Here is a 25,990-nt window from a genome sequence, read left to right as displayed (position 1 = left end):
AAAACTCAGTCCTCATCCTGTGGCGCGGTTCTCAGGATGAGGGGCGCGGGAGTGCCGAACAGGCGGTCAGCTTCCCGGAGGCATCTCCGCCAGGAACGACAGATAGGCCGGGTTGTCGCTCTCGCTCCAATAGGGATAGCCGAGCGCATCGAGCCGCTTGGTCAGCTGGCTGCGCTGGGCCTGCGGAATCTGGACGCCGGCGAGCACGCGGCCGTAATCGGCGCCGTGGTTGCGGTAGTGGAAGAGCGAGATGTTCCAGTCGGCCGAGAGGCTGTTCAGGAACTTCAGCAGCGCGCCCGGCCGCTCCGGGAACTGGAAGCGGAACAGCAATTCGTCGGCGAGACCCGGCGCCTTGCCGCCGACCATGTAGCGGATATGCAGCTTGGCGAGCTCGTTGTCGCTCATGTCGAGCACCGGATAGCCGTGCTCGGCCAGCATCGCGATGATCTGGCGCTTCTCGGCCTCGCCCTCGGAAAGCTGCACGCCGACGAAGATGCGCGCCGCCTTGGGGTCCGAGTAGCGGTAGTTGAACTCCGTGATGGCGCGCCGGCCCAGCAGCTGGATGAAGGCGCGGTAGCTGCCCGGCTTCTCGGGAATGGTCACCGCGAGCAGGGCCTCGCGCTGCTCGCCGATCTCGGCCCGCTCGGCGATATGGCGCAAACGGTCGAAATTCATGTTGGCGCCGCTATTGATCGCGACGAGGGCACCCGTTCTTTCGTTGCTGCGCGCCGCATAGGTCTTCAGGCCGGCGAGGCTGACCGCCCCGGAGGGCTCGGCGATGGCGCGGGTGTCCTCGAAGATGTCCTTCACCGCGGCGCAGATCTCGTCGGTCGAGACGGTGACGACCTCGTCGAGCAGCTCTCGGCAGAGTCGGAAGGTCTCTTCGCCCGCCTGCCGCACCGCGACGCCGTCGGCGAAGAGCCCGACCTGGTCGAGCACGACGCGTTCGCCCGCAGCGATGGCACCGGCCATGGAGGCGGCGTCCTCGGGCTCGACGCCGATCACCTTGATCTCCGGTCGCAGGAACTTCGCATAGACCGCGACGCCGGCCGCCAGCCCGCCGCCCCCGATCGGCGCGAAGATCGCCTCGATCGGATCGGGATGCTGGCGCAGGATCTCCATGCCGACCGTGCCCTGGCCGGCGATGACGTCCGGGTCGTCATAGGGGTGGACGAAGGTCAGGCCTTTCTCCGCTTCCAGCTTGCGGGCATGACCATAGGCTTCGTCGAAGTTCTCGCCATGCAGCACGACGCGCCCGCCGAGGCTGCGCACCGCCTGTACCTTGATGTCCGGCGTGGTGCGCGGCATCACGATGGTCGCCTTGATGCCGAGCTTGCGCGCCGCCAGCGCCACGCCCTGCGCATGGTTGCCGGCGGAGGCGCAGATCACGCCGCGCTCGGCCTCGACCGCAGAGAGACCCGCGATCTTGTTGTAGGCGCCGCGCAGCTTGAACGAGAAGACGGGCTGCAGGTCCTCGCGCTTCAGCAGGGCCTGGCCACCGATGCGGCCTGAAAGCCGCGGCAGCGGATCGAGCGGGCTTTCGATCGCGACGTCGTAGACGCGCGCCCCGATGATCTTGCGGATGTAGTCTTGCATGGCAGCCCCGTCCTTCCAGGCGGCGATAGCCTTCCATGCCGCGATGTCAATCAGGACGGCTGCCTACGGCGAGGGGTGACCCATGCCGGCCATGCGCCGGGCGGGATTGCCAAGCCCCCGGCCGGCGCGCCAAAGCGTTGAGCGAAACAAGGCACCGCGAAGCGACGGCGCCGCAGAGGTGGAGATGAGCATGAGCTGGGGCAATCGCGATTTCATGGCGCCGGGCCGGCCGGTTGCGGTCGGTGATCGCGGCATGGCGGCGACCTCGCATCCGGCCTCGACGCTGGCCGCGGTCGAGATCCTGCGCGCCGGCGGCAATGCGATCGATGCCGCCATCGCGGCCGTTGCCGTCCAGGCCGTCGTCGATCCGCACATGACCGGCGTCGGCGGCGACTGCTTCGCGATCTACGCGCCGGCCGACGGCAAGATGGTGGCGCTCAACGGCTCCGGCCGGGCGGCGGCCAAGGCCGAGCTCGGCTGGTTCCTCGGGCAGGGCATGACGGCGATCGCGGCGGATTCACCGCATGCCGTCACCGTGCCGGGTGCCATCGACGCCTGGTGCCGCCTCGTCGCCGATTACGGCAGCAAGAGCCTGGACGAGATCTTCGCGCCGGCGATCCGCGCCGCCGAGGAGGGCTTCGTGGTGACGCCGCGCGTCGCGCTCGACTGGGCCAAGGCCCGCGGCCGGATCGAGAAGCACGGCCTCGGCAACGCCGTCTATCTGCCGGGCGGCAACGCCCCGGCCGTCGGCGACAAGATGGTCCATCCCGCGCTCGGCAGGACGCTACGCCGCATCGCCCGCGAGGGCCGCTCCGCCTTCTACGAGGGCGAGATCGCCGAGGACATGGTTGCCGTGCTCAAAGGTGCGGGCAGCCTGATCGGGCTCGAGGACTTCGCCGCCTCGAAGCCGGACTATGTCGACCCGATCGGCGCCGATTATCGCGGCCATCGCCTCTGGGAATGCCCGCCGAACGGTCAGGGCATCGCCGCGCTCCTGATCGCGCGCATCCTCGAGGGCTTTGACCTCAAGGACGAGAAGCTGAGCGAAGCGGACCGCATCCACCTCCTCGCCGAGGCGAGCAAGGCCGCCTATCGTCAGCGCGACGCGCTGGTGGCCGACCCGGCCGTCAGCCCCTTCGATACGGAAGCCTTCCTCTCCGACCAGTTCGTCGGCCGGATCCGCAAGGAGATCAGCCTGGAGAAGGCGGCGAAGCCGGAAGCCTTCGATATGCCCCTGCACAAGGACACGATCTATCTCTGCGTCGTCGACGGCGACGGCAACATGGTGTCCTTCATCAACTCGCTGTTCTCCGCCTTCGGCAGCGGCATCTATGCATCGAAGGCCGGCGTCATGCTGCAGAATCGCGGCTCGGGCTTCCGCCTGATCGAGGGGCATCCCAACGCCATCGGCCCGCGCAAGCGCCCCTTCCACACGATCATTCCGGGCATGCTGGCCAAGGACGGAAAGCCGATCATGCCGATGGGCGTGATGGGCGGCCAGTACCAGTCGACCGGCCACGTCCATTTCCTCTCCGGCATCCTCGACCGCGGCCTCGATCCACAGCAGGCCTCGGATGCGCCGCGCAGCTTCGCCTATGACGGCAAGCTCTCGCTGGAGACGACGATCCAGGCCAGCGTTGCCGCTGATCTGAAGGCGCGCGGCCATGATGTCGTGTGGGCCGAGGAGCCGCTCGGCGGCTGCCAGGCGATCTGGGTCGATCACAAGCGCGGGGTGATGTTCGGCGCCTCCGACCACCGCAAGGACGGCTTCGCGCTGGCGGTGTGAGCCCCACCGTCATTCCGGGGCAGGCCGAAGGCCTGAGCCCGGATGCCATGAGCAGGACATTTGCCGTCATGGTCGGGCTTGTCCCGACCATCCACGTCTTCGCTGGTCGAAGGCCGTGTTCAAGACGTGGATGCTCGCCACAAGGGCGAGCATGACGCGGGCTGGATAACCGTCGTGTTCATGGGTTCCGGGCTCTTCGCTGCGCGAAGCCCCGGAATGACGGCGGAGCCCCCTCAGGCCGCGCCGATGGCGTTCGACGGCGTCTGGCGGTCGGTGATCTGCTGGCCGAACAGGCTGCCGGCGAGCTCGACGGCAAGCCGCGCCGTCTGGCCGCGATCGTCGAGGAAGGGGTTGAGCTCGACGATGTCCATCGATCGGACCAGCCCGGAATCGTGCAGCAGCTCCATCACGAGATGCGCCTCGCGATAGGTCGCGCCGCCCGGCACCGTCGTGCCGACGCCCGGCGCCAGCGGCGGGTCGAGGAAATCGACGTCGAACGAGACATGCAGCACGCCGTTGGCGGCGCGCACCTTCTCGATGGTCTGGCGGATCAGCACGCCGACGCCGTGCTCGTCGATGGCGCGCATGTCGGCGATGTCGATGCCGCGCGCCTTCACCGCCGCCTTCTCCAGCGGGTCGATCGAGCGGATGCCGAACAGGCTGAGCTGCTCCGGGGAGATCGAGGCGCGCGGCTCCAGGCCGAGCAGGTCGTCGAGCCCTGCTTCGCCGCAGAGGAAGGCCGAGGACATGCCGTGCATGTTCCCGGAGGGCGAGATCGCCGGCATGTTGAAATCGGCATGGGCGTCGAGCCAGAGCACGAAGAGCTTGCGGCCCTGCTCCTGCCAGTGGCGGGCGACGCCGTTGACCGAGCCCATCGACAGGCTGTGATCGCCGCCGAGGAAGATCGGCGTGGCGCCGGTGCGGGCGAGTTCGTAGGCGCGGGCGCTCAGCGCGCGCATCCAGGCGGCGATCTCGTTGTAGAAGCGAGCGTTGTCGGGCGCCGGGCCGTCGACCGGTTTCAGGTCGCGCGCAAGAATGTCGCCATGGTCGTCGACAGCGTAGCCGAGATCTTCGAGCACCCGCACGAGGCCGGCGGTGCGCAGGCCGGCCGGGCCCATCAGCGCGCCGCGACGCGAGGCGCCAACCTCGATCGGGCAGCCCAGCAGGGCGATGCGGCCCTGTGTGGCCGGGTTCTTGGCGGAAATGTCGGTCATGAGGGCAGGCTGTCCATGTCTGCGAAGGGGCGTTCGTCGCCGATGCGCCGTCCATGGCGCATCGGCTTTCGCCTGTCGAGTGCCGCGCTTGCGTGACCGTTCTGTGTCAGGGCGTCGGATCGGTCTACGTAGATCGGAAACATATTGTCTTCTGACGGAACCGCGCCGTCATTCCGGGCTTGACCCGGAATCCATCATAGAGCGTCGGGCCCTACGATGGATTCCGGATCGGCGCCGCTTCGCGGCTTGTCCGGAATGACGGCTTTTTCTTTCCACGGAACCGAAGCGGCTAGCCGAGGCCGAGCACGCCGCGCAGCTTGGACAGATCCTCGGCCAGCGTGGTGATCATCGCGGCGAGCGCCTTGCGGTCGGCCTCGCTCAGCTTGTCGTAGGTCTCGAAGCCGCCATCCTTGAGCTTGTACTTCGCCAGCGTCTTGTCGACGGTCTCGAAATTCGCGTCGATCTTGGCCGCGAGCGTCTTGTCCTCCTTGGCGACCAGCGGCCGCAGCAGGTCGACGATCTTCTTGGCGCCGTCGATATTGGCCTGGAAGTCCCAGAGATCGGTGTGGCTGTAGCGATCCTCCTCGCCGGAGATCTTGGTGGCCGCGACCTCCTCGATCAGCACGGCAGCGCCGCCGACCATCTTGTCCGGCGGGATCGTCAGGCCCTTGATGCGGCCCTGCAGCTCGGTGACATCCGAAAGCAGCTTGTCGGCGAAGGGGCCAAGGCCCTCGGTGCTGTTCTTGGCGAAGAGCCCGTATTCGATGCGGTGGAAGCCGGTGAATTCCGGGTCTTCCTCCTTCTTTTCGTGGTCGTCGGCGCGCGAGTCGATCTTGCCGTCGAGGTCGCTGAACAGCTCGGCGACCGGCTCGATCTTCTCGTAGGAGACGCGGGTCGGCGCATAGAGCGCCCTGGCCTTGGCGAGGTCGCCGGCCTTGACCGCATCGGTGAAGGCCTTGGTGTCCTTCACCAGCTGGTCGACGCCTTGCGAGACATAGAGCTTGTATTCGGAGACCGGCGCCACGAGGTCGAGCGGCGAGGCGGCGAAGGCCGGTCCTGCTGCGACGATGGTGAACAGACCGGCCCCGGCCAGCCATGCGAAGCGCAAGCTCATATCAGTCTCCTGTCTTGCGGGGGGAAGTCGATGCCGAGGCCGGGACGATGCCGCGTGCCGCCCTGATCAGCCCGGCGCCGAGATAGCTGCCGGCATCGGGCACGCCGGGCAGGGCGAAGAAATAGCCGCCGCCGACCGGCTTGATGTATTCCTCCAGCGGCTCGCCATCGAGCCGCTTCTGCACCGCGATGAAGCTGCGTTCGAGGTCCTGCTGGAAGCAGATGAAGAGCAGCCCCATGTCGAGCTGGCCGGCGCGGGTGACGCCGTTGGAATAGTTGAAGGGCCGGCGCAGCATGCGGCTGGCCTCGGTCTCCGGCCGGCGCGGATTGGCGAGCCGGATATGGGCGTCGAGCTTGGTGCGCTGGCCTTCGGGATCGTCGGCATAGGCAGGCTCGTCATATTCGCGTTTGCCGCCGATCGGCGCGCCGCTCGCCTTCTCGCGGCCCATGATCGCCTCCTGCTCGCCGAGCGGCGTGCGGTCCCAGCGCTCGACGAAATTGCGGATGATCCGGACCACCTGATAGCTGCCATTGGCGGCCCATTCGGGCTCGTCCGAACCGGTCTGGACCCAGACGAGGTGGCCCATCAGCGCCTTGTCGGCGGCGTCGGGATTGGCGGTGCCGTCGCGGAAGCCGAGCAGGTTGCGGGCGCTCTCCGCCGGCTCGTCGGCTTTGGGCTTGAGGACCGGGACCGTGCCCTCCTGCTTCCAGCGTAGCAGGAGCAGGTCCGGCGCGTTCTTCAGGATGTCGCGCAGCGCGTGGATATTGGTGTCGGCGGTGTTGGCGCAGAATTGCAGCAAGAGGTCGCCATGGCAGAGCGCGCCGTCGAGCGCATCGTTGCGGAAGCGCTTCATCCGCTGCAGGCGCTTCGGCTTCAGCGGGCTAAGCCCGAAGCGCTCGTCGAAGAGCGAGGCGCCGAGCGCGACGGTGACGGTCAGGTTGTCGGGCGCGATGACCGGGCCAAGGATGCCGCTGTCCGGCGGCGGAAAGCCCGGATCGGCCGTCGGCGCTGGCCCACCCTGCATCAGGAAGGCGATACGCTCGCTGAGCAGCCGGAAGAGCCGTTCGAGCTCGTCGAGCGAGGTGGCGGTGATGTCGAAGGCGGCGACGAGGCCGGTTGCGGGGCGCGGCGTGACGATGCCGGATTGATGGATGCCGTGGAAGGGCTGGCGCTGGGCCGTCGCGTCGCTTTCCGGTGCCGCTGCCGGATTCTGTGCTGGCTCGGTCGCTGCCTGCGCCAGGGAGGCGCTGCCGAGAGCGGCTGCGCCGCCGGTCAGGAGCGAACGCCGTGAGGGTGTGAAGGTCTTGCCAGGTCGGGTCATGATTTGCGCTCCGCTTCGGGCAGCGCGAGCGCCTTGCGCATGGCCGAGAGATCCTCGGCCAGCGACCGGAGCGTGCCGCCCGGCTTGGCATCGTTCGGCAGGGCCATGAGAACGGCCTTGGTCCGTGCTGCCAGATCAGGGTCGACACGTGCCGTCAGCGGCAGCAGCAGCTGCGCGATATGGCTTGCTGCCGCGACAGCCTCGGATGAGACCGTCTCTCCGTCCTGGGCGGAGAGAAGCGCGACGGCGCCCGCCAGCATTATGTCCGGCAGGATGGTGCGTTGGCCGAGCGCGGCGCGGAAAGCTTCGGCGGCTGGCTTGATCTCGGCGGATGCAGCGGCCGCGGGGCTGGCCAACGCGGCCTCGACCTTTGCGAACTGCGCTTCGAGTTCGACATCGCCCGCGATTGCGGGGCGCAAGCCGGGCAGCAGCGCGGCAGCGTCGAAGCGGGCCTTGTCTGCAGCCTGCCTATCGGCTGCGCTCTGCGCCTGTTCCAGGGCATCGATAGCGGCCCCGAGGGCGGCCGAGCGCTCGCTTAGCAGGGCGCGGTATTCGGCGGCCGGGCCGATCATGTCCATCAGCGTCAGGGCCGGGCGCGGCTGCGTCGCCGACGCCTGCACGATCAGCCGGCCGCGCGGGGCGCTGAGCAGCCCGCAGGTGATCGCGTATTCGCCGGGGTGGAGCTGCGTCGTCAGCCGCCGCGACTGGCCGGGCGCGATGTTCTCACGCTCCTCCAGCACCATGACGCCGTCGATAATTTCCCATTCCAGCACGCGCTCGCCGCGATTGGTGACGACGAAGCTCGCCTTGCCGGCGGGAATCGTCAGTGTCGCGGGCTCGCAGCTCCGGTCGGTGATCGCGATGGCGATGTCGGTCGCGCTCGCCTGGGCTGCGCGCCGGCTGCCGGTGCCCGCCGCATAGACGAAGGCGCCGATGCCGCCGCAGATCAGCAGCAGCGTGCCGACGCCGGCGAATCTCAGGCGCGGAGAACGCCGGGCTTCTAGACGGGGGACGGCGATTGCCGTCTGTTCCTGCCGGCCCCCGGCAAGGAACAGGACGAGCATCGGGATGAGGAAGGCGACATAGGCGACGACTTCGCCAAGCGCCGCCCGCTCCTGATAGCCGAAGAGGCCGGAAAGGACCGCGCCGAGCGCGCCATCGGCCGGCAGCACCGCGCCGAGGTCGTAGACGGTCTGCTGAAGGTGGTTCCAGAGCCCGGCTTCGTGCAGGGAGCGCACGGCGTTCGCCACGAGCCCGGCCGCGACGAACAGGATCAGGATGCCGGTCCAGCGGAAGAAGATGCGCAAGTTGAGCTTCACGCCGAGCGCATAGATCGCGTAGCCGGCCGCAGCGGCGAGCAGGATGCCCAGCCCCGCGCCAAGCGCCGGAGCCCAGCCGCTGTTCTGCTGGAAGATGGCGAGCAGGAAGAAGACCGACTCCAGCCCTTCGCGCACCACGGCGAGGAAGGCGAGGCCGACGAGCGCGAGCCCCTGATGCTCACCGGCCAGCGCGGCGTCGACGCCGGCCTGTAGCTCGCCCTTGATCGAGCGCGCCGCCTTGCGCATCCAGAACACCATCGAGGTCAGCATCGCGGCGGCGATGAGGCCGATGATGGCTTCGAACAGCTCCTGCCCGCGCTGGGGCAATTCGCCGGCGACGATGTCGAGCGCGGCGCCCGCTGCGAGGCTCACCGCGCAGGCGAGGGCGACGCCGACCCAGAGCGCCGGCAGCCATTCGCGTCGCCCGGTCCGGACCAGATAGCTCGCGACGATGCCGACGATCAGCGCGGCCTCGATGCCTTCGCGGAGCATGATGAGAAACGGAACGATCACGGCAGACCCGGCCCGGTTGCGCGCCGCGATCAGCTAATCGCGGTGCAGACAGCCAGTGCCTAGGCAGCTGCGAGGCAGGGGTCAACCAAATCCTATCAGTTTAGAATCGTCGTAAACTAAGAAATCTGCGCCGGATACTTATAGAAAACCCGGAAATTGCCTGGCTTTTTCTTGTCGGGATCTGCGGATGCTTCCGGTGAGCGGGCGCGGCGAAGCGTCACGCTCCGCCGCGCCGCGTCTTCAGCGCCGCTTCAGCAGGATCATCTTTTCCTGCGTCATGTCGCGCATGGTGTAGGGGATGCCGCCGGTGCCGTAGCCCGAGACGCGCCGGCCGGCGAAGGGCATCCAGTCGGTGCGGAAGGTCGTGGGGTCGTTGACCATCACCGCCGAGGCGTCGAGCCGGTTCGCGGCGCGCAGCGCAACGTCGATGTCCTGCGCGAAGATGCTGGCCTGGAAGGCGACGGGCAGGGAGTTTGCCCGCGCGATGGCGTCGTCGAGCTTGCCGTAGCGGTAGATTGCGACGACCGGGCCGAACACCTCCTCGCTGGAGATGCGCGCTTCCGGCGCCGGGTCGATCAGCACGGCCGGCTCCAGCGTCGTCTCCGACAGGCGCCTGCCGCCAGTCGCGAGCCTGGCGCCGCCCTTCACCGCCTCGTCGATCCAGGAGGCGACGCGGTCGGCTTCCTTGGGGATGATCAGCGGGCCGACTTCGGTGTCCTTCAGCACGGGATCGCCGGTGCGCAGCGTCTTCACCCGCGCGACCAGCCGCTCGGTGAAGTCGTCGACGATGGCGTCATGGACATAGATGCGCTGCGTCGACACGCAGACCTGGCCGGCATGGTAGTAGCCGCCCTTCACGATCGGTTCGATGATCGCGTCGAGATCGGCGGTCTTGTCGACGATCGCCGGTGCGACGCCGCCATGCTCCAGTGCCGAGCGGGCGCCAGGGCTGAGCCTGGAATGCAGATACCAGCCGACCTTGGCCGAGCCGATGAAGCTCAGGAAGGCGATGCGCGGATCGGTGGCGAGCTTCTCCGCCAGCGCCGTCTCGGTCGGGACGAAGCTCTGGCACCAGGCTTCCGGCAATCCGGCCTCATGCACCAGCTTGACGAAGTCGATGCAGGAGAGCGGTGTCGTGCCGGCCGGCTTGACGATGACCGGGCAGCCCACCGCGATCGCCGGCGCGACCTGATGGACGATCAGGTTGAGCGGGTGGTTGAAGGCCGAGATCGCCGCGACGATGCCGATCGGCTCCTTGGTGGTGAAGGCCCAGCGGTCGGCGGCCGCGGCCGACAGCCCCATCGGGATCTCGCGCCCGGCAAAGTTCCGCAATTCGTCGGCGGCATTATAGACGCCGTCGACGGCCCGGTTCGCCTCGACGATCGCATCGGGCAGCGGCTTGCCACCCTCGCGCGCGATCTGCATGGCGAAATGGTCGCGCTTCGCTTCGAGGAGCCCTGCGAGCTTGCGCAGGATCGCGATGCGCTGATGCGGCTTCAGCCAGTTGTCGCGGTCCTTGAAGACGGCTTCAGCCGCCTTGAGCTTGCGTTCGAGCGCAGCTTCGTTGTCGGTCTCGATCTCGGTGATCGGGGCACGGTCATAGGCTTGAACAACCTGGAGCATGATTTCTCTCCGGAAAGGGATTTGTCGGCTTCTTCCTGCGAGCCCTCATCCTGAGGAGCCATTCCGACGGAATGGCGTCTCGAAGGATGTTCCATGAAGCTCCGGAACCGTCTGGATCATCCTTCGAGACGCCGCGTACCGCGGCTCCTCAGAATGAGGGCTGCCGGTTGGAGCCGGTTCTTCAGGCCAGATCGACGTCCGGCACCTTGTTGCGCAGCTCCTCGACGAGGACGCGGGTATTCTCGGAATAGTCGATCGGACAATCGACGAGATGCACTCCGCCGCCCTTGAAGGCGGCTTCGAGGGTCGGCACCAGCGCATCGGCCGAGGTCACGCGTGAGCCCTTGGCGCCATAGGCCTGCGCATAGCGGACGAAATCGGGGTTGCCGAAGGTCATGCCGTAGTCGGGGAATTGGTCGACCGCCTGCTTCCAGCGGATCATGCCATAAGCGCCGTCGTTGAGCACGAGCACGACGAGATTGAGGCCCAAGCGGACCGCCGTCTCCATCTCCTGCGAATTCATCATGAAGCCGCCATCGCCGCAGACCGCCATGACGCGCCGCTCGGGATGCAGCATCGCCGCCATCATCGCCGAGGGAAGGCCGGCGCCCATCGTCGCCAGCGCATTGTCGAGCAGCAGCGTGTTGGCGACATGGGTGCGGTAGTTCCGCGCGAACCAGATCTTGTACATGCCGTTATCGAGGCAGACGATGCCGTCTTCCGGCATCACCGCGCGCACATCATGGACGAGACGCTGCGGCGTCACCGGGAAGCGGTCCTCCTCGGCGCGGGCGTTGATCTTGTTCAGGATCTTCTGGCGCAGCTCCAGCATCTGCGTCTGTTCGGGCAACTTGCCTTCGAGCCGGTCGGCGAGCCCCGTCACCGTGGCGCCGATATCGCCGATCACCTCGGCATCGGGGTGATAGACCTGTTCGACATTGGCCGACTGGTAGCCGATATGGATCACCTTCGGCCCGCCGGCATTGCGCATCAGGAAGGGCGGCTTCTCCACCGTGTCGTGGCCGACGGCGATGATGAGATCGGCGAGCGCCACCGCCTCATGGACATAGTCGCCCTCGGAGAGCGCGGCGGTGCCCATGTAGAGGTTTGAGCCGCCGGTGACGGCGCCCTTGCCCATCTGCGTGTTGAAGAAGGGCAGGCCGGTGCGACGCACGAAGGCCGAAAGCGGCTCGACGAGGCGCGGCCGGTTGCCGGCGGCGCCGATCATCACCAGCGGCCGTTTGGAGGCGAGAATCATCTCGGCGGCGCGGTCGAGCGGCGCGGTGGGCGCGACCGGCCGGTCGAGCGGATGGACCGGGATCAGCGGGATATCCTCGATCTCCTCGGCGGCGACGTCCTCCGGCAGTTCCAGATGGACCGGGCCCGGCCGCTCCTCCATCGCGACGCGGAAGGCGTCGCGCACCACGGACGGGATGCTGCCGGGGCTGACGATCTGGCGCGTCATCTTGGTGAGCGGGCGCATCGAGGCGACGACGTCGACGATCTGGAAGCGCGCCTGCTTGGCGGTCATGATCGCCTTCTGCCCGGTGATCAGGATCATCGGCATCGCGCCGAGATGGGCATAGGCCGCGCCGGTCGAGAAATTGAGCGCGCCGGGGCCGAGCGTGGCGATGCAGACGCCTGGCCGGCCGGTGAGCCGGCCATGGGTCGCGGCCATGAAGGCGGCGGCCTGCTCGTGCCGCGTCAGAACCAGCTCGATCTTGGATTTGCGCAGGGACTCGACGACGTCGAGATTTTCCTCGCCCGGAACGCCGAAGACGCGGTCGACGCCCTCGTTCTCAAGCGCTTCGACCAGAAGATCGGAACCCTTCTTCATCGCCTGTCGCCTTTCGCGGAAGCAGCCTCGCCTGAACGGCAAAGCTAGGCCACCGACGTAGGAAGGCAACAGGAACAATGTCAGGGCGCGCCGCGCATGGCTGCCCTGCCGGGCAGGGTCAGGCCGCCTGCCGCAAACCGACGAGAAAGGGCGTGAGTGTCACATTGCCGGCCTGCACCGTCGCCAGCGTGTTGCAGGGCAAGGCCTGCCAGCATTCGCGGGCGGCGTCGACGGGCTCGGAGGCGACGACGACGCTGTCGGGCCGCGGACAGAGGTAAAGGCTCGGCGGTCTCGTGTCGGAGGACCAGCGGATCGCGTGGATGGTCTCGCCATCGGCGAGCGCGGCGGCGCAGCGCAGCGGCTCGCGGACGCCTGTCTGTTCCATCAGGGAGAGCGCGTCGGAGAGAGCCGCGGCAAGCGCTTCGCCGGGCGGCATCCCTTCGGCGATATGGGCAAGGGCGAGCAGGAAGAGGGCTTCGGAATCGGTGGTGCCGGCGCGGGCGCCGTAGAGCGAATCCGGGATCAGCGCCTCGAGCTGCCTGCGGATTTGGCTGTAGCCGCCGATCTGGCCGTTATGCATGAAGAGATAGCGGCCATGGACGAAAGGGTGGCAGTTCGCTCGCGTCGTCGCGGTGCCGGTCGCCGCCCGGACATGGGCGAAGAACAGATGCGAGCGCACCTGCCGGGCGATCGAGAGCAGGTTCTCGTCGGACCAGGCCGGGCGCACCTCGCGATACTGCCCCGGTTCTGCCCGTTCGCCATACCAGCCGACGCCGAAGCCGTCGCCGTTCGTGCCGGTCTTGGCCTCTTCGGCATGAAGCGACTGATGGATCAGCGAATGGCAGGGCGAGGCGACGAAATCCTCGAGAAAGACGGGGACGCCTGAATAGGCGAGGAAACGACACATCTCGGCCTCGAATCAGCCGGTTGGGAACGATGACAGGGAATATTGTTCCCCGAAGATGAACGTGGACATAACGAATATTCTCTGCGTTTGCATCCGGGCGGAAGCAGCTCGCAATCTGCTGGCGCGAAAGGAGGCGGCCGCGCACATCCATCTTTCGTCTAAGGGATGAGAACGACATAGTCTTGCGTGAGGCGCATCCCTCCTATACCGATCCAGCGCATAAACGGCGCATAATCAATGCCCGGAAAACATATCCGGCGCATGGCGCCTCTCGACGGGAGCGGAATGTGAAGGGCCTCCTCGCCATCAGCCGGGTCATCGACGCGGTCAACGGCTTCATCGGCAAGAAAGTCGCCTGGCTGATCCTCGCGGCCGTGATCGTTGCGACGGTCAACGCGATCGTCCGCAAGCTCTTCAACATCTCGTCGAACGCCTGGCTCGAACTGCAATGGATGCTGTTCGGCGCGGTCTTCCTGATGTGCGCGTCATGGACGATGCAGGTGAAGGAGCACATTCGCATCGACATCGTGAACAGCATGCTGCCGAAGCGCGTCCGCCAGTGGATCGAGCTGCTCGGACACATCTTCTTCCTGATGCCGTTCTGCCTGCTGATCGTCTACCACGCCTGGCCGTTCTTCCTGCGCTCCTACGCCATCAACGAGCAGTCGCTCTCGGCCGGCGGCCTGCCGCAATGGCCGGCCAAGGGCCTCGTTGTGATCGGCTTCCTGATGCTGAGCTTCCAGGGCGTCTCCGAGATCATCAAGCAGATCGCGATCATGCGCGGCGACCTTGAGGATCAGGAGGCGGCCGCCGGCCATGCCGCCGCGGCCGAGGCGGAAGCCCAGCGCCTGCTAGAACAAGCCAAGGAACAGGGTCTCGCTTCGTGAGCGGCCCGCAAGAAGTCCGGAAACGTCCCATGCACGCTCATCGCCTTCCGCGCGTCGCCGGCCTGCTGCTCGCGCTCACCCTCCTCGCCTTCTTCGGCCTTCACACTGGCGACGCCTTCGCGGCGGGCGGCGGCGTCGGCGATTTCCTGCGCGTCAACATGGCGCCGGTGATGTTCGCGACGCTCGTGGTCTTCCTGCTGCTCGGCTACCCCGTCGCCTTCGCGCTCGCCGCCAACGGCCTGCTCTTCGCGCTGATCGGCATCGATCTCGGCCTATTCCAGGAGAACTTCCTCCAGGCCCTGCCGGAACGCATCTACGGCACGATGAACAATGACGTGCTGCTGGCCGTGCCGTTCTTCACCTTCATGGGGCTGATCCTGGAGCGCTCCGGCATGGCGGAGGACCTGCTCGATACCATCGGTCAGCTCTTCGGCCCGGTGCGCGGCGGCCTCGCCTATGCAGTGGTCTTCGTCGGCGCGCTGCTCGCGGCGACCACTGGCGTCGTCGCGGCTTCGGTGATCTCGATGGGCCTGATCTCGCTGCCGATCATGCTGCGTTACGGCTATGACCGGCGCCTCGCCTCGGGCGTCATCGCGGCCTCCGGCACGCTGGCGCAGATCATTCCGCCCTCGCTCGTCCTGATCGTGCTCGCCGACCAGCTCGGCCGCTCGGTCGGCGATATGTATGAGGGCGCCTTCATCCCCGGCCTCGTCTTGGCGGGGCTCTATGCCGGCTACGTCTTCATCGTCACCATCGTCTACCCGCAGCGCGCACCGGGCTTGCCGCCGGAGGCGCAGACCCTGCGCGATGCTGACGGCAAGACGCGGCGCTTCTCGCTGCTGGTCGTGGCGCTTCTCTCGCTCGCCCTAGCCTACGCCTACATGAAGATGTTCACGCAGGTGAAGGCCGGCTCCGATTTCGTCGTGCTCACCATGTCGCTGATGGTGGCGATCTCCTTCGTCATCGCGCTGCTGAACAAGCTGCTTCGCCTCAACCTGCTGTCGCGCATGACTGAGCAGGTGATCTTCGTGATGGTGCCGCCGCTGGCGCTGATCTTCCTGGTGCTCGGCACGATCTTCATCGGCGTGGCCACCCCGACGGAAGGCGGCGCGATGGGCGCGACCGGGGCGATCCTGCTCGCCCTGGGCAAGAAGCGGATGACCTTCGACCTGCTCCGTCAGGCGACGGAGTCGACGGCCAAGCTCTCCGCCTTCGTGCTCTTCATCCTGGTCGGCGCGCGCGTGTTTTCGCTGACCTTCTACGGCGTCAACGGCCATCTCTGGGTCGAGCATCTCCTCGTCGGGTTGCCGGGCGGCGCGACGGGCTTCCTGATCGTCGTCAACGTGCTGGTCTTCCTGCTCGCCTTCTTCCTCGACTTCTTCGAGCTGGCCTTCATCATCGTGCCGCTGCTCGGACCGGCGGCGGAGAAGCTCGGGATCGACCTGATCTGGTTCGGCGTCATCCTCGGCGTGAACATGCAGACCTCGTTCATGCACCCGCCCTTCGGCTTCGCGCTGTTCTTCCTGCGCTCGGTCGCACCAAAGAACCCCTACAAGGATCGCGTCACCGGCAAGATGATGGCGCCCGTCACCACCGGGCAGATCTATTGGGGAGCCGTGCCTTTCGTGGTGATCCAGTGCATCATGGTCGCTCTCGTCGTGCTCTTCCCGCAAATGGTGATGCACTACAAGGCTTCCGCCGTGCAGCTCGATCAGAAGGCGATCGACAAGCAGTTCGACTCGATCCAGATCCCGGGCTTGGGCGGTCCGGGCCTGCCGGGCGGCTTCGACCTGAACGCGCCGCCCGTCATCGAGCCGCCGAAGCCCTGATGGCCGCTCGCTGAGATGATGCGGCGCGGGGGAGCATTGATCGCGGCGGTGCCGGCTGTCCTGGCGGCCGGACCCGCGCTTGCCGCCGGCGACATCGGCGGGGCGACGATGGGTGCCGGCTGGGCTTTGCCCTTCGCCGGCATGCTGCTCTCGATCGCGCTCGGCCCGGTGGTGTTCCCGCATCTCTGGGAGCGTCACTATGGCAAATTTGCCGCCTTCTGGGCCGCTCTCACGCTGATCCCGCTGGTGCTGCTGCGGGGTTTCGAGCCGGCGCTCGGCGCGCTGCTCCACACGGCACTGCTCGACTACACCCCGTTCATCATCCTGCTCTTCGCACTCTTCACCATCGCCGGCGGCATCCTGATCAGCGGCAATCTGCGCGGTACGCCGCTGACCAACACCACCCTGCTGGCGATCGGCACGGTGCTCGCGAGTTTCGTCGGCACAACCGGGGCCTCGATCATCATGATCCGTCCGGTTCTGCGGGCGAATGACGACCGGCGCTTCAACGTCCATGTCGTCGTCTTCTTCATCTTCCTGGTCTCGAACATCGGCGGCTCGCTGACGCCGCTCGGCGACCCGCCGCTCTTCCTCGGCTTTCTGCGTGGCGTCGACTTCTTCTGGACGACGCGGCATCTGCTGCCGGAGACTGGCTTCGCCGTCATCGTCCTGCTGGCGCTGTTCTACGCAATCGACAGCTTCCTCTTCCGCCGGGAGAAGGACTATCCGAAGCTCAAGGACCCGACGCCCGATCGCGCCATTAAGCTCTGGGGCAAGGTCAATATCATGCTGCTGGCGGGCGTGATCGGCGCGATCCTGATGTCGGCGAACTGGAAGCCGGGCACCGCCTTCACCGTGCACGGCGTCGCCGTTGAAGGGCAGAACCTGCTGCGGGACATCATTCTGCTCGTCCTTGCCGGATTGTCGCTCAAGCTCACGCCAGGTCCTGTCCGTGCCGGCAATGAATTCTCCTGGGGGCCGATCAAGGAGGTCGCCAAGCTCTTCGCCGGCATCTTCATCTGCATCATCCCGGTTCTGGCGATGCTGCAGGCGGGGAAGGATGGCGCCTTCGCACCGCTGGTCGCTCTGGTCACCAATGCTGATGGCAGCGCCAACACGACCGCCTATTTCTGGCTGACCGGCGCGCTCTCCTCCTTCCTCGACAACGCGCCGACCTATCTCGTCTTCTTCGAGCTGGCGGGTGGCGACCCCAAGGCACTGATGACGAACGGCGCGCTGACATTGGCGGCGATCTCGGCGGGTGCCGTCTTCATGGGGGCGAACAGCTATATCGGCAATGCGCCGAACTTCATGGTCTACGCCATCGCCAAGGACCGGAAGGTCGCGATGCCCAGCTTCTTTGGCTACATGCTCTGGTCCGGCGCGATCCTGATCCCGCTCTTCGTGGTGCTGACGCTGCTGTTCTTCAGGTAGCAGGGCGTCATTCTCGGGCGGAGCGAAGCGCAGACCCGAGAATCTCAGGACGAGAAGGCACTGGTTTCCGAGATGGTCGGGTGAAGCCCGACGATGACGTACCGCTTACGGCCGCCCCGTTGGAACGCCTTCCCTGATCTTCGCCGAGAAGTCCGGATCGTCGAGCGAGAGCGTGCGGGCGTGGTCGCCGATGCGGGCAAGCCGGACCAGTTCGGCGAGCGGGATGTCCTGCCGGATTGCACCGATCTGCTGCAGATAGCTCGGCAGGTAACCGGAGAGCAGCACGCGCGGATCGAGCGGCAACGGGAACTTCCAGCCCGGCGCGACGCTGCCGACGAGGTGGTAGACTACGGTCGTGCAATTGGTCGTCAGCGTGTTGTACCAGCGCGGCCTGGCGGCGAGGTCATTGATGTCGGCGGCATAGGCGAGGAGCAGGTCGCGGGCCTGGCTGGCGGAGGCGCTGAGGCGGAAGAGCCGCGCATCCTCGCGCCGTGCATGGGTGCGCAGTCCGACGATGTCGCGCTCGTCGGCGGCGACATAGGCCATTTCGTAGCTGCGGAAGAAGCCGGCCAGCGCCGACCATTCCTCGCCCTGCTCGCGCCGGACCTCGATCGAGAAGGTCAGCGGCACTGAATCCGAGAAGGTGAAGCTGACGAGGAGATGCGCGATCGCCTCGCCGGACCAGTAGGTCAGGAAGATGTCGGCGCCGCTGATCGCAGCGAGGTTGTAGCGGCGCGTTTCCCAGCGCTGGTCGTAATCCTGCTCCGTGCGCCAGCGGAAATGGCGCAGGTTGGAGACGGTGAGCGTGTCGGCCTCGCGTGCGATCGTCGGCAGGCGCGCGAGCTCGGGAATCCAGTCGCGATCATGCGAGGGCTGGAAGCTGCTCCACCAGGAGAGCAGACCGACGAAGACCGCGGCGAAGCCGAGCGGCAGGCGCGCATCGCTCGTCCAGATGCCGATGAGGCCTGCCAATGCAGCGAGGCCAAAGCCGATCGCCCCGACGATCGCGGTCGCGCCCGCGAGGCGGAACAGCAGGAAGCCCGTGCCCCAGGTCGCGGTGCCGAGAATGACGAGGGTGAGGAGAAGCTTCAGCACAATCGAAAAGAGGCGGCCCATGGCCGCCTCTCGTAGCACAGGCCGGATGGCTTGGCGTCAGGCCGCAAGCGAGCTCGTTGGGGCCGCTGCCTTCACGGCGTCGTCGACATGGGCCTCGAACTTGGCGAAGTTCTTGGCGAACATGCCGACCAGATCCTTCGCGGTCTCGGCGAAGGCGGCTTTGTCGGCCCAGGTCTTCACCGGATAGAGGATGTGCGGCTCGACGCCGGGCACCGAGCTCGGCACCGCGAAGCCGAAATAGGGATCACGGCGGAAGTCGGCGCGGTTGAGCGAGCCGTCGAGCGCCGCCGAGAGCAGGCGACGGGTGACGCGGATCGGCATGCGCCGGCCGGTGCCGTACTTGCCGCCGGTCCAGCCGGTGTTCACCAGCCAGCAGTCGACATGGTGCTTGGCGATGAAATCGCGCAGCAGATTGGCGTATTCCGACGGGTGGCGCGGCAGGAAGGGCGAACCGAAGCAGGTGGAGAATTCGGGCGAGACGCCGACCAGGCCGCGCTCCGTGCCGGCGACCTTGGCGGTGTAGCCGGAGAGGAAGTGGTACATCGCCTCGGCCGGGGTCAGCTTGGCGATCGGCGGCATCACGCCGAAGGCGTCGGCGGTCAGCATCACGATGTTCTTCGGGATGCCGGCGCGGCCGGTGCGCGAGGCGTTGGGGATGAAGTCGAGCGGATAGGCCGAGCGGGTGTTCTCGGTCTTCGACTGGTCGTCGAAATCGACCTCGCGCGTCAGCGGGTCCATGACGATGTTCTCGAGCACCGTGCCGAAGCGCAGCGAGGCTGCGTGGATCATCGGCTCGGCCTCGGCCGAGAGGCGGATCGTCTTGGCGTAGCAGCCGCCCTCGAAGTTGAAGATGCCTTCCTTCGACCAGCCATGCTCGTCGTCGCCGATCAGGGTGCGCTCGGGATCGGCCGAAAGCGTGGTCTTGCCGGTGCCGGAGAGGCCGAAGAAGATCGCGGAATCATCTTTCGCGCCGACATTGGCCGAGCAGTGCATCGGCACGACGCCCTTGGTCGGCAGAACGTAGTTCAGATAGGTGAAGACCGATTTCTTCATCTCGCCGGCATAGGCCGAGCCGCCGATCAGCACGATCTTGCGGGTGAAGTCGATGGCGACGACGGTCTCGCTGCGGCAGCCATGGCGCTTCGGATCGGCCTTGAAGCTCGGCAGGTCGATGATCGTCATCTCCGGCGCGTAGGAGGCGATCTCGTCGCGCGCCGGGCGGATCAGCAGGTTGCGGATGAACAGCGAGTGCCAGGCCATCTCGGTGTAGACGCGGGCCCGGACGCGGTGGACCGGATCGGCGCCGCCATAGAGATCCTGCGCGAAGAGCTCCTTGCCTTCGGCGTGGGCCAGGAAGTCGCCGAGCAGCGTCTCGAAATGCTCGGGCGACATCGCCTGGTTGTTGTCCCACCAGACGGTGTTCTCGGTCAGCGCGTCGCGCACCGTGAACTTGTCCTTGGGCGAGCGGCCGGTGTGGGTGCCGGTATCGGCGCAGAGCGCGCCACCGCGCGCCAGTTGCGATTCGCCGCGGCGCAGCGACTCTTCATAAAGCTGCGGCGCTTCCAGGTTCCAGCGCACGGCCTTGAGCTTGCGGAAGCCGAAGGCCTCGGCACCATGGGCGGCGTTGAACTGACCGATATTATCCACTGGATTCCTCCGGAGGCCGTTCCCTCTCAGGGCGGCCTGTTGTCGAAACAAATACGCGCGGGCCGGTCGAAAGGTCCGGGCGTCGAGGCAAGGCACTTAAGGCCACGCCCGGTCTTTAGGGCCATGATCGCTCAGGCTCAAGCCATTGGAAATGCCCGGTCTCTTTGCCGCTTTCGCTAAATCGATTGAAATACCGTTGTAGTGAATCGGCGGACGCTGCCTTGGGAGCCAGGCCGATCGCAGCAGTCGTCTGGCGAGAGCATTTTCGAGCGAAGTGGAAGCCGGTTCGCGTGAAAAAATGCGTCAAAACAAAGAGCTGGAGTATCCTGCGCTTAGGTTGAACCGCTACGCTGGCGATGCGCGCTCTTCCCCTCCCCCTTGTGGGGAGGGGAGAGGGGAGGGGGTGGTGCCGCCTGGTGACCGGCTGGAGGTTCAGTGCCGTGGCAGCAGCGCCGGAAACACCTCCCCATCGATCGCTCTTGCTTTTCGATCCCCACCCCTGCCCCTCCCCACAAGGGGGAGGGGTTCGCCTCGCGCCAGCCCGAGCCTCACGATTCCAGCTCAAAGCACAATGCTCCGGATCAGGCGGCCTGCGCGCGCGCCCTCCCGGCGAGCTCGGCGAGGGTCCTGCGCAAGGCCGCGGGGCCGTCTACGGGGGTAGGGAATGGCAGGCGCAGCGCAGCGCTGCCGAGCGCCATGTCGAGCCCGTCGGGGTCGAGACCGATCGCCCGCCAGTCACCCGCCCTGGCGCCGAGAAGGCGTGTCGCATAGAGCCCGAGTGCATCGGCATGATCGGCGTTCATGTGCTCCACCGCCCCTTCCTCGACATCGGCGAGGGCGGCTGCATGGGCCGGGTCGCTCATCAGGTCGGCGGGCGTCGGCGCGAAGGCGCGGGCGAAGCCGCCATTGAGGCTGGCCCCCTCGATCATCAGCGCGAAGAAGCTGAAATCGGGGAAGTCGGCATAGAGCGCGGATTTCGGCTGGCGCGCCAGATAGCGGCGGCGGATGCGCGCGGCTTCTTCCGTCTCGCGCTCGACCTTGCGGGCGCGGACCTTGAGCGTGATGCGCGCATGGGCGAGCGGATCGCCCTTGCCACCGGGCGAGATCAGGAGCGAAGCGCGCGGATCTGCGACGAGGTTCGCCGTATGGGCGGCCAGACCCGAGACGAGGATGATCGGCGTGCCGTCGATGTCGGTGGCGAGCCCGACCAGGCTCGCCGAGGGATGGCCGTCGGGTCCCAGCGTGGCGAGCGCCGCCGAGCGCGCCTCGCGCAGCAATCCCTTGGCCTCGGCGCGTACGGCGTCGTCCATCGGCTGGATTACGTCTTTGGCATCCTTGGCCATGGAACCTCTCTCCGATTTCAGGCTTGTGATACGGGGACATAGGCAAATCGCCACGCCCCCGCTAGATTACCGCCATGCTTTGGCCTCTCTCACGCGAGAGGGGAACCCGTTTATTGCAACGAGAACAAGAGACGAAAGCCTTATGCCAACGATTGCGCTGGTCGATGACGACCGCAACATCCTGACGTCGGTTTCCATCGCTCTCGAAGCAGAGGGCTATCGCATCATGACCTATACGGACGGTGCCTCGGCCCTCGACGGGCTGAAGCAGAACCCGCCCGATCTCGCGATCTTCGATATCAAGATGCCGCGCATGGACGGCATGGAGCTGCTGCGTCGCCTGCGCCAGAAATCCGACCTGCCGGTGATCTTCCTGACCTCGAAGGACGAGGAGATCGACGAACTTTTCGGGCTCAAGATGGGCGCCGACGACTTCATCCGGAAGCCGTTCTCGCAGCGCCTTCTGGTCGAGCGCGTCAAGGCGATCCTGCGTCGCGCCGGTGCCCGGGACGCGACGGTCGCTGCCCGCACTGAGGATGCCAAGGCCCTCGAGCGCGGCCTGCTGCGCATGGATCCGGAGCGCCACACCTGCACCTGGAAGGGTGAGCCGGTGACGTTGACTGTCACCGAGTTCCTGATCCTCCAGTCGCTGGCTCAGCGCCCGGGCGTGGTGAAAAGCCGCAACGCGTTGATGGACGCCGCCTATGACGATGAGGTCTATGTCGATGACCGCACCATCGACAGCCACATCAAGCGCCTGCGCAAGAAGTTCAATCAGGTCGATCCCGAGTTCGATATGATCGAGACGCTTTACGGCGTGGGCTATCGCTTCAAGGAAGTCTGAGGCAGGAAGGCGGGATGCGCCGGCTCCGGCGCATTCATCGTCTCCTGAGCGGAAAGTCAGCCGCAAGCCATGGCAACCGTCGACAACGAGGCTCGGCCGTTAAAGCCAGCCGCCGGCTGGCGCGGGGCGTTGCGCCGCCGTGTCGGCCTCGCCTGGCGGCGGATGGGCCGCGCGATCTCGGCGCGCGCCGCCTCGAGCCTGACCCGGCGCATTCTCGTCCTCAATCTCGGCGGCCTCGTGGCGCTGCTGCTCGGCTTCCTCTACCTCAACCAGTTCCGCGAGGGCCTGATCGAGGCTCGTGTCCAGAGCTTGCTGACACAAGGCGAGATCATCGCCGGCGCGATCGCCTCTTCCGCCACGGTCGAGATCGATACGATCACCATTGATCCCGACAAGCTGCTGCAGCTCCAGGCCGGAGAGAGCGCCGGCATCGCCGAGGATCCGCTCGACTTCTCGATCAATCCCGAGAAGGTCGCGCCGCTGCTGCGCCGGCTGGTGACACCGACCAAGACCCGGGCGCGGGTCTACGACAAGGACGGTCTGCTCACCCTCGACTCGCGCAGCCTCTATTCGCGCGGCGACGTGTTGCGTCTCGATCTGCCGCGCGTCGGCGAGCCCGACGAGCCGCCGCTCCTGGAGCGCACCTGGAACATGCTGCGCAACCGGCTCGGCAAGGCCGATGTGCCGACCTACGACGATTTCGAGAACGCCAACGGCAAGTCCTACCCCGAGGTCGCCCGCGCCCTGAACGGCTCGCCGGCGAGCGTGGTGCGCGTCAACACGCGGGGACAGACCATCGTCTCGGTCGCGGTGCCGGTGCAGCGCTTCCGCACCGTGAAGGGAGCGTTGCTGCTCTCGACGCAAGGCGGCGACATCGATGCTGTCATCGCCTCCGAACGCTTTGCCATTTTCCAGGTCTTCGCGGTCGCGGCAGGCGTGATGATCGTCCTGTCGGTCCTGCTCGCCGGCACCATCGCCGAGCCGATCCGTAAGCTCGCCGATGCCGCGCAACGCGTGCGCAAGGGCGTGAAGTCGCGCGAGCAGATCCCGGATTTCAGCAGCCGCCACGACGAGATCGGCCATTTGTCGGGCACGTTGCGCGACATGACCAAGGCTCTCTACAGCCGCATCGAGGCGATCGAGAGCTTCGCCGCCGATGTCGCGCATGAGCTCAAGAACCCGCTGACGTCGCTGCGCAGCGCCGTCGAGACCTTGCCCCGCGCCAAGACCGAGGATTCGCGCTCGCGGCTGCTCGCGGTGATCCAGCACGATGTGCGTCGTCTCGATCGTCTGATTTCCGACATCTCCGACGCCTCGCGCCTCGATGCCGAGCTTGCGCGCAACGACTCCGCCCCGGTCGACGTCGGGCAGGTTCTGGAAGCGGTCGTGACGATCCAGAACGAGACCCGCCGCGAGGGCCAGGCCAGGATCGAGCTGGCGGCCGAGCGTCGCAGCCAGCGCGCCGGCAACGATGCCTTCCTCGTGCTCGGCCACGACTCCCGGCTCGGCCAGGTCATGGTCAACCTGATCGACAACGCCCGCTCCTTCTCGCCGCCGGACAAGCCGGTGCGCGTCATGCTCTCGCGCGTCGCCAACGATGTGCTCGTCACCGTCGAGGATGAGGGGCCGGGCATCGAACCGCACGCGCTGGAGCGGATCTTCGAGCGCTTCTACACCGACCGCCCCAATGAGGGCTTCGGCCAGAATTCGGGCCTTGGTCTCTCGATCTCGCGCCAGATCGTCGAGGCGCATCGCGGCTCGATCCGGGCGGAGAACCGGCTGGGGCCCGTCGGACCGGACGGCGAAGCCTGCCGGATCGGCGCTCGATTCATTGTCTGTCTGCCGGCGGCCTATTCGCATGCCGCCTGAACCGAACGCGAAGACGGGCGAGCGTATCCACGCCACTGCGATTGCGATCGGCGAGGCCGGCGTGCTGCTGCGTGGCGCCGCCGGCAGCGGCAAGTCATCCCTCGCGCTGGCCCTCATCGGCCTCGCCGGGCGGTCCGGTCGCTTTGCGCGACTGGTCGCCGACGATCGCGTGGCCTTGATGGCGGCTGGCGGTCGCCTGCTGGCCCGGCCGGTCGCGCCGCTGGAAGGGGTTGTCGAACGACGTGGCCTGGGCCTGACGCCCGAACCCTTCACCGGGGCCGTTGTCGTCCGCCTGCTCGTCGACCTGATCGGCGAGGAGCCGGCCCGGATGCCGGAGCCTGAGGAACTGGTCGACAGCCTCGCTGGACTGGACCTGCCGCGCCTGCGGATTTTCGGCCGCGCCGGCGACGAACGGCTCGTCCTGACTGCCCTCGACTTATTCACAGAGTCCGATTTGTAACCACGATTTTGACAAGTTTAATGGCTGACACCTTGCGATTGTCTCGCACCTGCCGCATAAACCGCGACCTTGTCCGGGCGCCGATGGGCGCTCTCCGGTGCTGGATTGAATGATCGGACTGGTCCTCGTGACTCATGGGCATCTGGCGACGGAATTCCGCGCCGCCCTGGAACATGTCGTCGGCCCCCAGGCGTATCTGGCGACGATCGCCATCGCTCCCGATGACGACATGGAAAGTCGCCGCCGCGACATCATCGCCGCTGTCGAGCAGGTCGAGAATGGCGATGGCGTCATCATCCTGACCGATATGTTCGGCGGAACCCCCTCCAACCTGGCGATCTCGGTGATGGAGCCCGGCCGGGTCGATGTGGTGGCCGGCATCAACCTGCCGATGCTGATCAAGCTCGCCAGCGTGCGTGAGGAGAAGACCCTCGACGAGGCCGTGACCAGCGCGCAGGATGCGGGCCGGAAGTACATCACGGTCGCCAGCCGCGTGCTGGCCGGCAAGTAAACCAGCACGACCGGGGAGGGCGGCTTGGACGAGAATTGTGACTGCCCCGAGGTCCAGGTCCCTGACGGCGCTCTCTACGGTGAATTCGAGATCGTCAACAAGAAGGGCCTGCACGCCCGCGCCACGGCGAAATTCGTGCAATGCGCCGCCCGTTACGACGCCGATATCACGGTGAGCCGCTGCGGCGAGACCGTCGGTGCCACCTCGATCATGGGCGTGCTGACGCTCGGCGCCGGCATCGGCTCGACGATCACCATCGTCGCCCAGGGGGCCGAGGCGAAGCCGGCTCTCGATGCGCTGGCCGCCCTGATCGCCGACAAGTTCGGCGAGGGGGAGTGAGCGGCAGCGCAGCCGATCGTCGTTTCGAGTTCACGGCTCACGCCGTTGCGATGATGGCTGAACGCGCCATCGAACGTTCATGGGTCGAGCGGACGGTTCTTGCGCCTGACCAGACTGAGCCCGATCCGTCGCATCCGGACATGGTGCGGCGTTTCTGGACCGAGGGCGCCGGACATGAGAACGACATATGATCCGGAGGTCGATGCGCTCTATCTGCGCTTTGCCGAGGGCAAGGTCGTCGAGAGCGAGGAGGTTCGGCCGGGGATCGTCTTCGATTTCGACGAGGCGGGGCGCATCGTTGGCGTCGAGATCCTCGACGCTTCGGAGCATCTGGCGCAGGGAGCCGACCTCACGCGGCTGACCGCCGCGTGAGCCATCGCTGGCTGTTCTCTCTCATATAAAGACATCTTTATATCTTTGATTGCCTTCCGCTCCGGGCGCTGCTAGACAGCCGGCACGTTTCAGGTGCCAGGATTGGAGC

At 66.6% G+C, this 25,990-nt stretch carries 22 protein-coding genes and 1 pseudogene; 11 read left to right on the top strand and 12 right to left on the bottom strand.

Annotated features, from left to right (window positions below):
* Positions 1-66: 66 nt before the first annotated feature.
* A complete protein-coding gene (gene ilvA, locus FQV39_RS15960; RefSeq protein WP_282570339.1) occupies positions 67-1,623 on the bottom strand; it encodes a threonine ammonia-lyase, biosynthetic in 1,557 nt (518 codons plus the stop codon).
* A 163-nt stretch (positions 1,624-1,786) separates the two neighbouring features.
* Between ilvA and ggt the strand changes: the two genes are divergently transcribed.
* Positions 1,787-3,382, top strand: coding sequence for a gamma-glutamyltransferase (gene ggt / locus FQV39_RS15955; protein WP_149131177.1), 1,596 nt, complete (start codon positions 1,787-1,789; stop codon positions 3,380-3,382).
* A gap of 233 nt (positions 3,383-3,615) precedes the next feature.
* Here ggt and rocF read toward each other — a convergent pair whose 3' ends face one another.
* From rocF to FQV39_RS15920, 8 genes and pseudogenes are all read right to left on the bottom strand, one after another.
* On the bottom strand, positions 3,616-4,596 hold the full coding sequence (gene rocF, locus FQV39_RS15950) for an arginase (RefSeq protein ID WP_149131176.1): 981 nt from the start codon (positions 4,594-4,596) through the stop codon (positions 3,616-3,618).
* A 289-nt stretch (positions 4,597-4,885) separates the two neighbouring features.
* The gene (gene efeO / locus FQV39_RS15945; RefSeq protein ID WP_149131175.1) at positions 4,886-5,710 is read right to left on the bottom strand and encodes an iron uptake system protein EfeO; all 825 of its coding nucleotides are present in this window, start codon (positions 5,708-5,710) and stop codon (positions 4,886-4,888) included.
* A gap of 1 nt (position 5,711) precedes the next feature.
* Positions 5,712-7,031, bottom strand: coding sequence for an iron uptake transporter deferrochelatase/peroxidase subunit (gene efeB, locus FQV39_RS15940; RefSeq protein ID WP_149131174.1), 1,320 nt, complete (start codon positions 7,029-7,031; stop codon positions 5,712-5,714).
* Positions 7,028-8,095 carry a cupredoxin domain-containing protein gene (locus tag FQV39_RS33740; protein WP_248313417.1) on the bottom strand — a complete coding sequence of 356 codons (1,068 nt, stop codon included), beginning with the start codon at positions 8,093-8,095 and terminating at the stop codon, positions 7,028-7,030. The genes efeB and FQV39_RS33740 overlap by 4 nt, the downstream gene beginning before the upstream one ends.
* Positions 8,078-8,863 (bottom strand): annotated as a pseudogene (gene efeU / locus FQV39_RS33735) (iron uptake transporter permease EfeU); the annotation flags it as partial. The gene FQV39_RS33740 and the pseudogene efeU, both read right to left, overlap by 18 nt.
* 240 nt (positions 8,864-9,103) lie before the next feature.
* Complete coding sequence (locus FQV39_RS15930) at positions 9,104-10,486, bottom strand: aldehyde dehydrogenase family protein (RefSeq protein WP_149131173.1); 1,383 nt, start codon at positions 10,484-10,486, stop codon at positions 9,104-9,106.
* A 181-nt stretch (positions 10,487-10,667) separates the two neighbouring features.
* A complete protein-coding gene (locus tag FQV39_RS15925; protein WP_149131172.1) occupies positions 10,668-12,323 on the bottom strand; it encodes an acetolactate synthase large subunit in 1,656 nt (551 codons plus the stop codon).
* A 118-nt stretch (positions 12,324-12,441) separates the two neighbouring features.
* The gene (locus FQV39_RS15920) at positions 12,442-13,230 is read right to left on the bottom strand and encodes a class II glutamine amidotransferase (protein ID WP_149131171.1); all 789 of its coding nucleotides are present in this window, start codon (positions 13,228-13,230) and stop codon (positions 12,442-12,444) included.
* A 287-nt stretch (positions 13,231-13,517) separates the two neighbouring features.
* Here FQV39_RS15920 and FQV39_RS15915 point away from each other — a divergent pair, with 287 nt between their 5' ends.
* The 3 genes from FQV39_RS15915 to FQV39_RS15905 all read left to right on the top strand — a co-directional run bounded on the left by FQV39_RS15915 (position 13,518) and on the right by FQV39_RS15905 (position 17,380).
* Entirely contained in the window at positions 13,518-14,117 is a 600-nt protein-coding gene (locus tag FQV39_RS15915) for a TRAP transporter small permease subunit (RefSeq protein WP_149131170.1), read from the top strand.
* A gap of 158 nt (positions 14,118-14,275) precedes the next feature.
* Positions 14,276-15,946, top strand: coding sequence for a TRAP transporter large permease (locus FQV39_RS15910; protein WP_149133877.1), 1,671 nt, complete (start codon positions 14,276-14,278; stop codon positions 15,944-15,946).
* A 15-nt stretch (positions 15,947-15,961) separates the two neighbouring features.
* On the top strand, positions 15,962-17,380 hold the full coding sequence (locus FQV39_RS15905) for a sodium:proton antiporter (protein WP_149131169.1): 1,419 nt from the start codon (positions 15,962-15,964) through the stop codon (positions 17,378-17,380).
* 105 nt (positions 17,381-17,485) lie between these two features.
* Here the strand turns inward: FQV39_RS15905 and FQV39_RS15900 are convergent, their stop codons facing one another.
* The 3 genes from FQV39_RS15900 to FQV39_RS15890 all read right to left on the bottom strand — a co-directional run bounded on the left by FQV39_RS15900 (position 17,486) and on the right by FQV39_RS15890 (position 21,486).
* Positions 17,486-18,496 (bottom strand): Lnb N-terminal periplasmic domain-containing protein, encoded by a 1,011-nt coding sequence (locus FQV39_RS15900; RefSeq protein WP_149131168.1) that lies wholly within the window; start codon positions 18,494-18,496, stop codon positions 17,486-17,488.
* A 36-nt stretch (positions 18,497-18,532) separates the two neighbouring features.
* Entirely contained in the window at positions 18,533-20,143 is a 1,611-nt protein-coding gene (locus tag FQV39_RS15895) for a phosphoenolpyruvate carboxykinase (RefSeq protein WP_149131167.1), read from the bottom strand.
* Between the two features lie 581 nt (positions 20,144-20,724).
* Positions 20,725-21,486, bottom strand: coding sequence for a HugZ family pyridoxamine 5'-phosphate oxidase (locus FQV39_RS15890; RefSeq protein WP_149131166.1), 762 nt, complete (start codon positions 21,484-21,486; stop codon positions 20,725-20,727).
* Positions 21,487-21,628: 142 nt separating this feature from the next.
* Here FQV39_RS15890 and FQV39_RS15885 point away from each other — a divergent pair, with 142 nt between their 5' ends.
* The 7 genes from FQV39_RS15885 to FQV39_RS15855 all read left to right on the top strand — a co-directional run bounded on the left by FQV39_RS15885 (position 21,629) and on the right by FQV39_RS15855 (position 25,881).
* Positions 21,629-22,330 carry a response regulator transcription factor gene (locus FQV39_RS15885; protein ID WP_149131165.1) on the top strand — a complete coding sequence of 234 codons (702 nt, stop codon included), beginning with the start codon at positions 21,629-21,631 and terminating at the stop codon, positions 22,328-22,330.
* Between the two features lie 69 nt (positions 22,331-22,399).
* Positions 22,400-24,199 carry a stimulus-sensing domain-containing protein gene (locus tag FQV39_RS15880; RefSeq protein WP_149131164.1) on the top strand — a complete coding sequence of 600 codons (1,800 nt, stop codon included), beginning with the start codon at positions 22,400-22,402 and terminating at the stop codon, positions 24,197-24,199.
* Positions 24,189-24,659 (top strand): HPr kinase/phosphorylase, encoded by a 471-nt coding sequence (locus tag FQV39_RS15875; protein WP_149131163.1) that lies wholly within the window; start codon positions 24,189-24,191, stop codon positions 24,657-24,659. The genes FQV39_RS15880 and FQV39_RS15875 overlap by 11 nt, the downstream gene beginning before the upstream one ends.
* A 109-nt stretch (positions 24,660-24,768) precedes the next feature.
* Positions 24,769-25,170: a PTS sugar transporter subunit IIA gene (locus FQV39_RS15870; RefSeq protein ID WP_149131162.1), complete on the top strand. Its 402-nt coding sequence runs from the start codon at positions 24,769-24,771 to the stop codon at positions 25,168-25,170.
* Between the two features lie 24 nt (positions 25,171-25,194).
* On the top strand, positions 25,195-25,509 hold the full coding sequence (locus FQV39_RS15865) for an HPr family phosphocarrier protein (protein ID WP_149131161.1): 315 nt from the start codon (positions 25,195-25,197) through the stop codon (positions 25,507-25,509).
* Positions 25,506-25,700, top strand: coding sequence for a DUF4258 domain-containing protein (locus FQV39_RS15860; RefSeq protein WP_248313029.1), 195 nt, complete (start codon positions 25,506-25,508; stop codon positions 25,698-25,700). Before FQV39_RS15865 ends, FQV39_RS15860 begins: the two co-directional genes overlap by 4 nt.
* On the top strand, positions 25,684-25,881 hold the full coding sequence (locus tag FQV39_RS15855) for a DUF2283 domain-containing protein (RefSeq protein ID WP_149131160.1): 198 nt from the start codon (positions 25,684-25,686) through the stop codon (positions 25,879-25,881). Before FQV39_RS15860 ends, FQV39_RS15855 begins: the two co-directional genes overlap by 17 nt.
* Positions 25,882-25,990: the final 109 nt, after the last annotated feature.

The sequence above is a fragment of the Bosea sp. F3-2 genome (assembly GCF_008253865.1).
In the GTDB taxonomy this organism is placed as follows: domain Bacteria; phylum Pseudomonadota; class Alphaproteobacteria; order Rhizobiales; family Beijerinckiaceae; genus Allobosea.
Note: the sequence above shows the minus strand (reverse complement) of the source record. Positions and strands in the feature narration are given on the sequence as shown.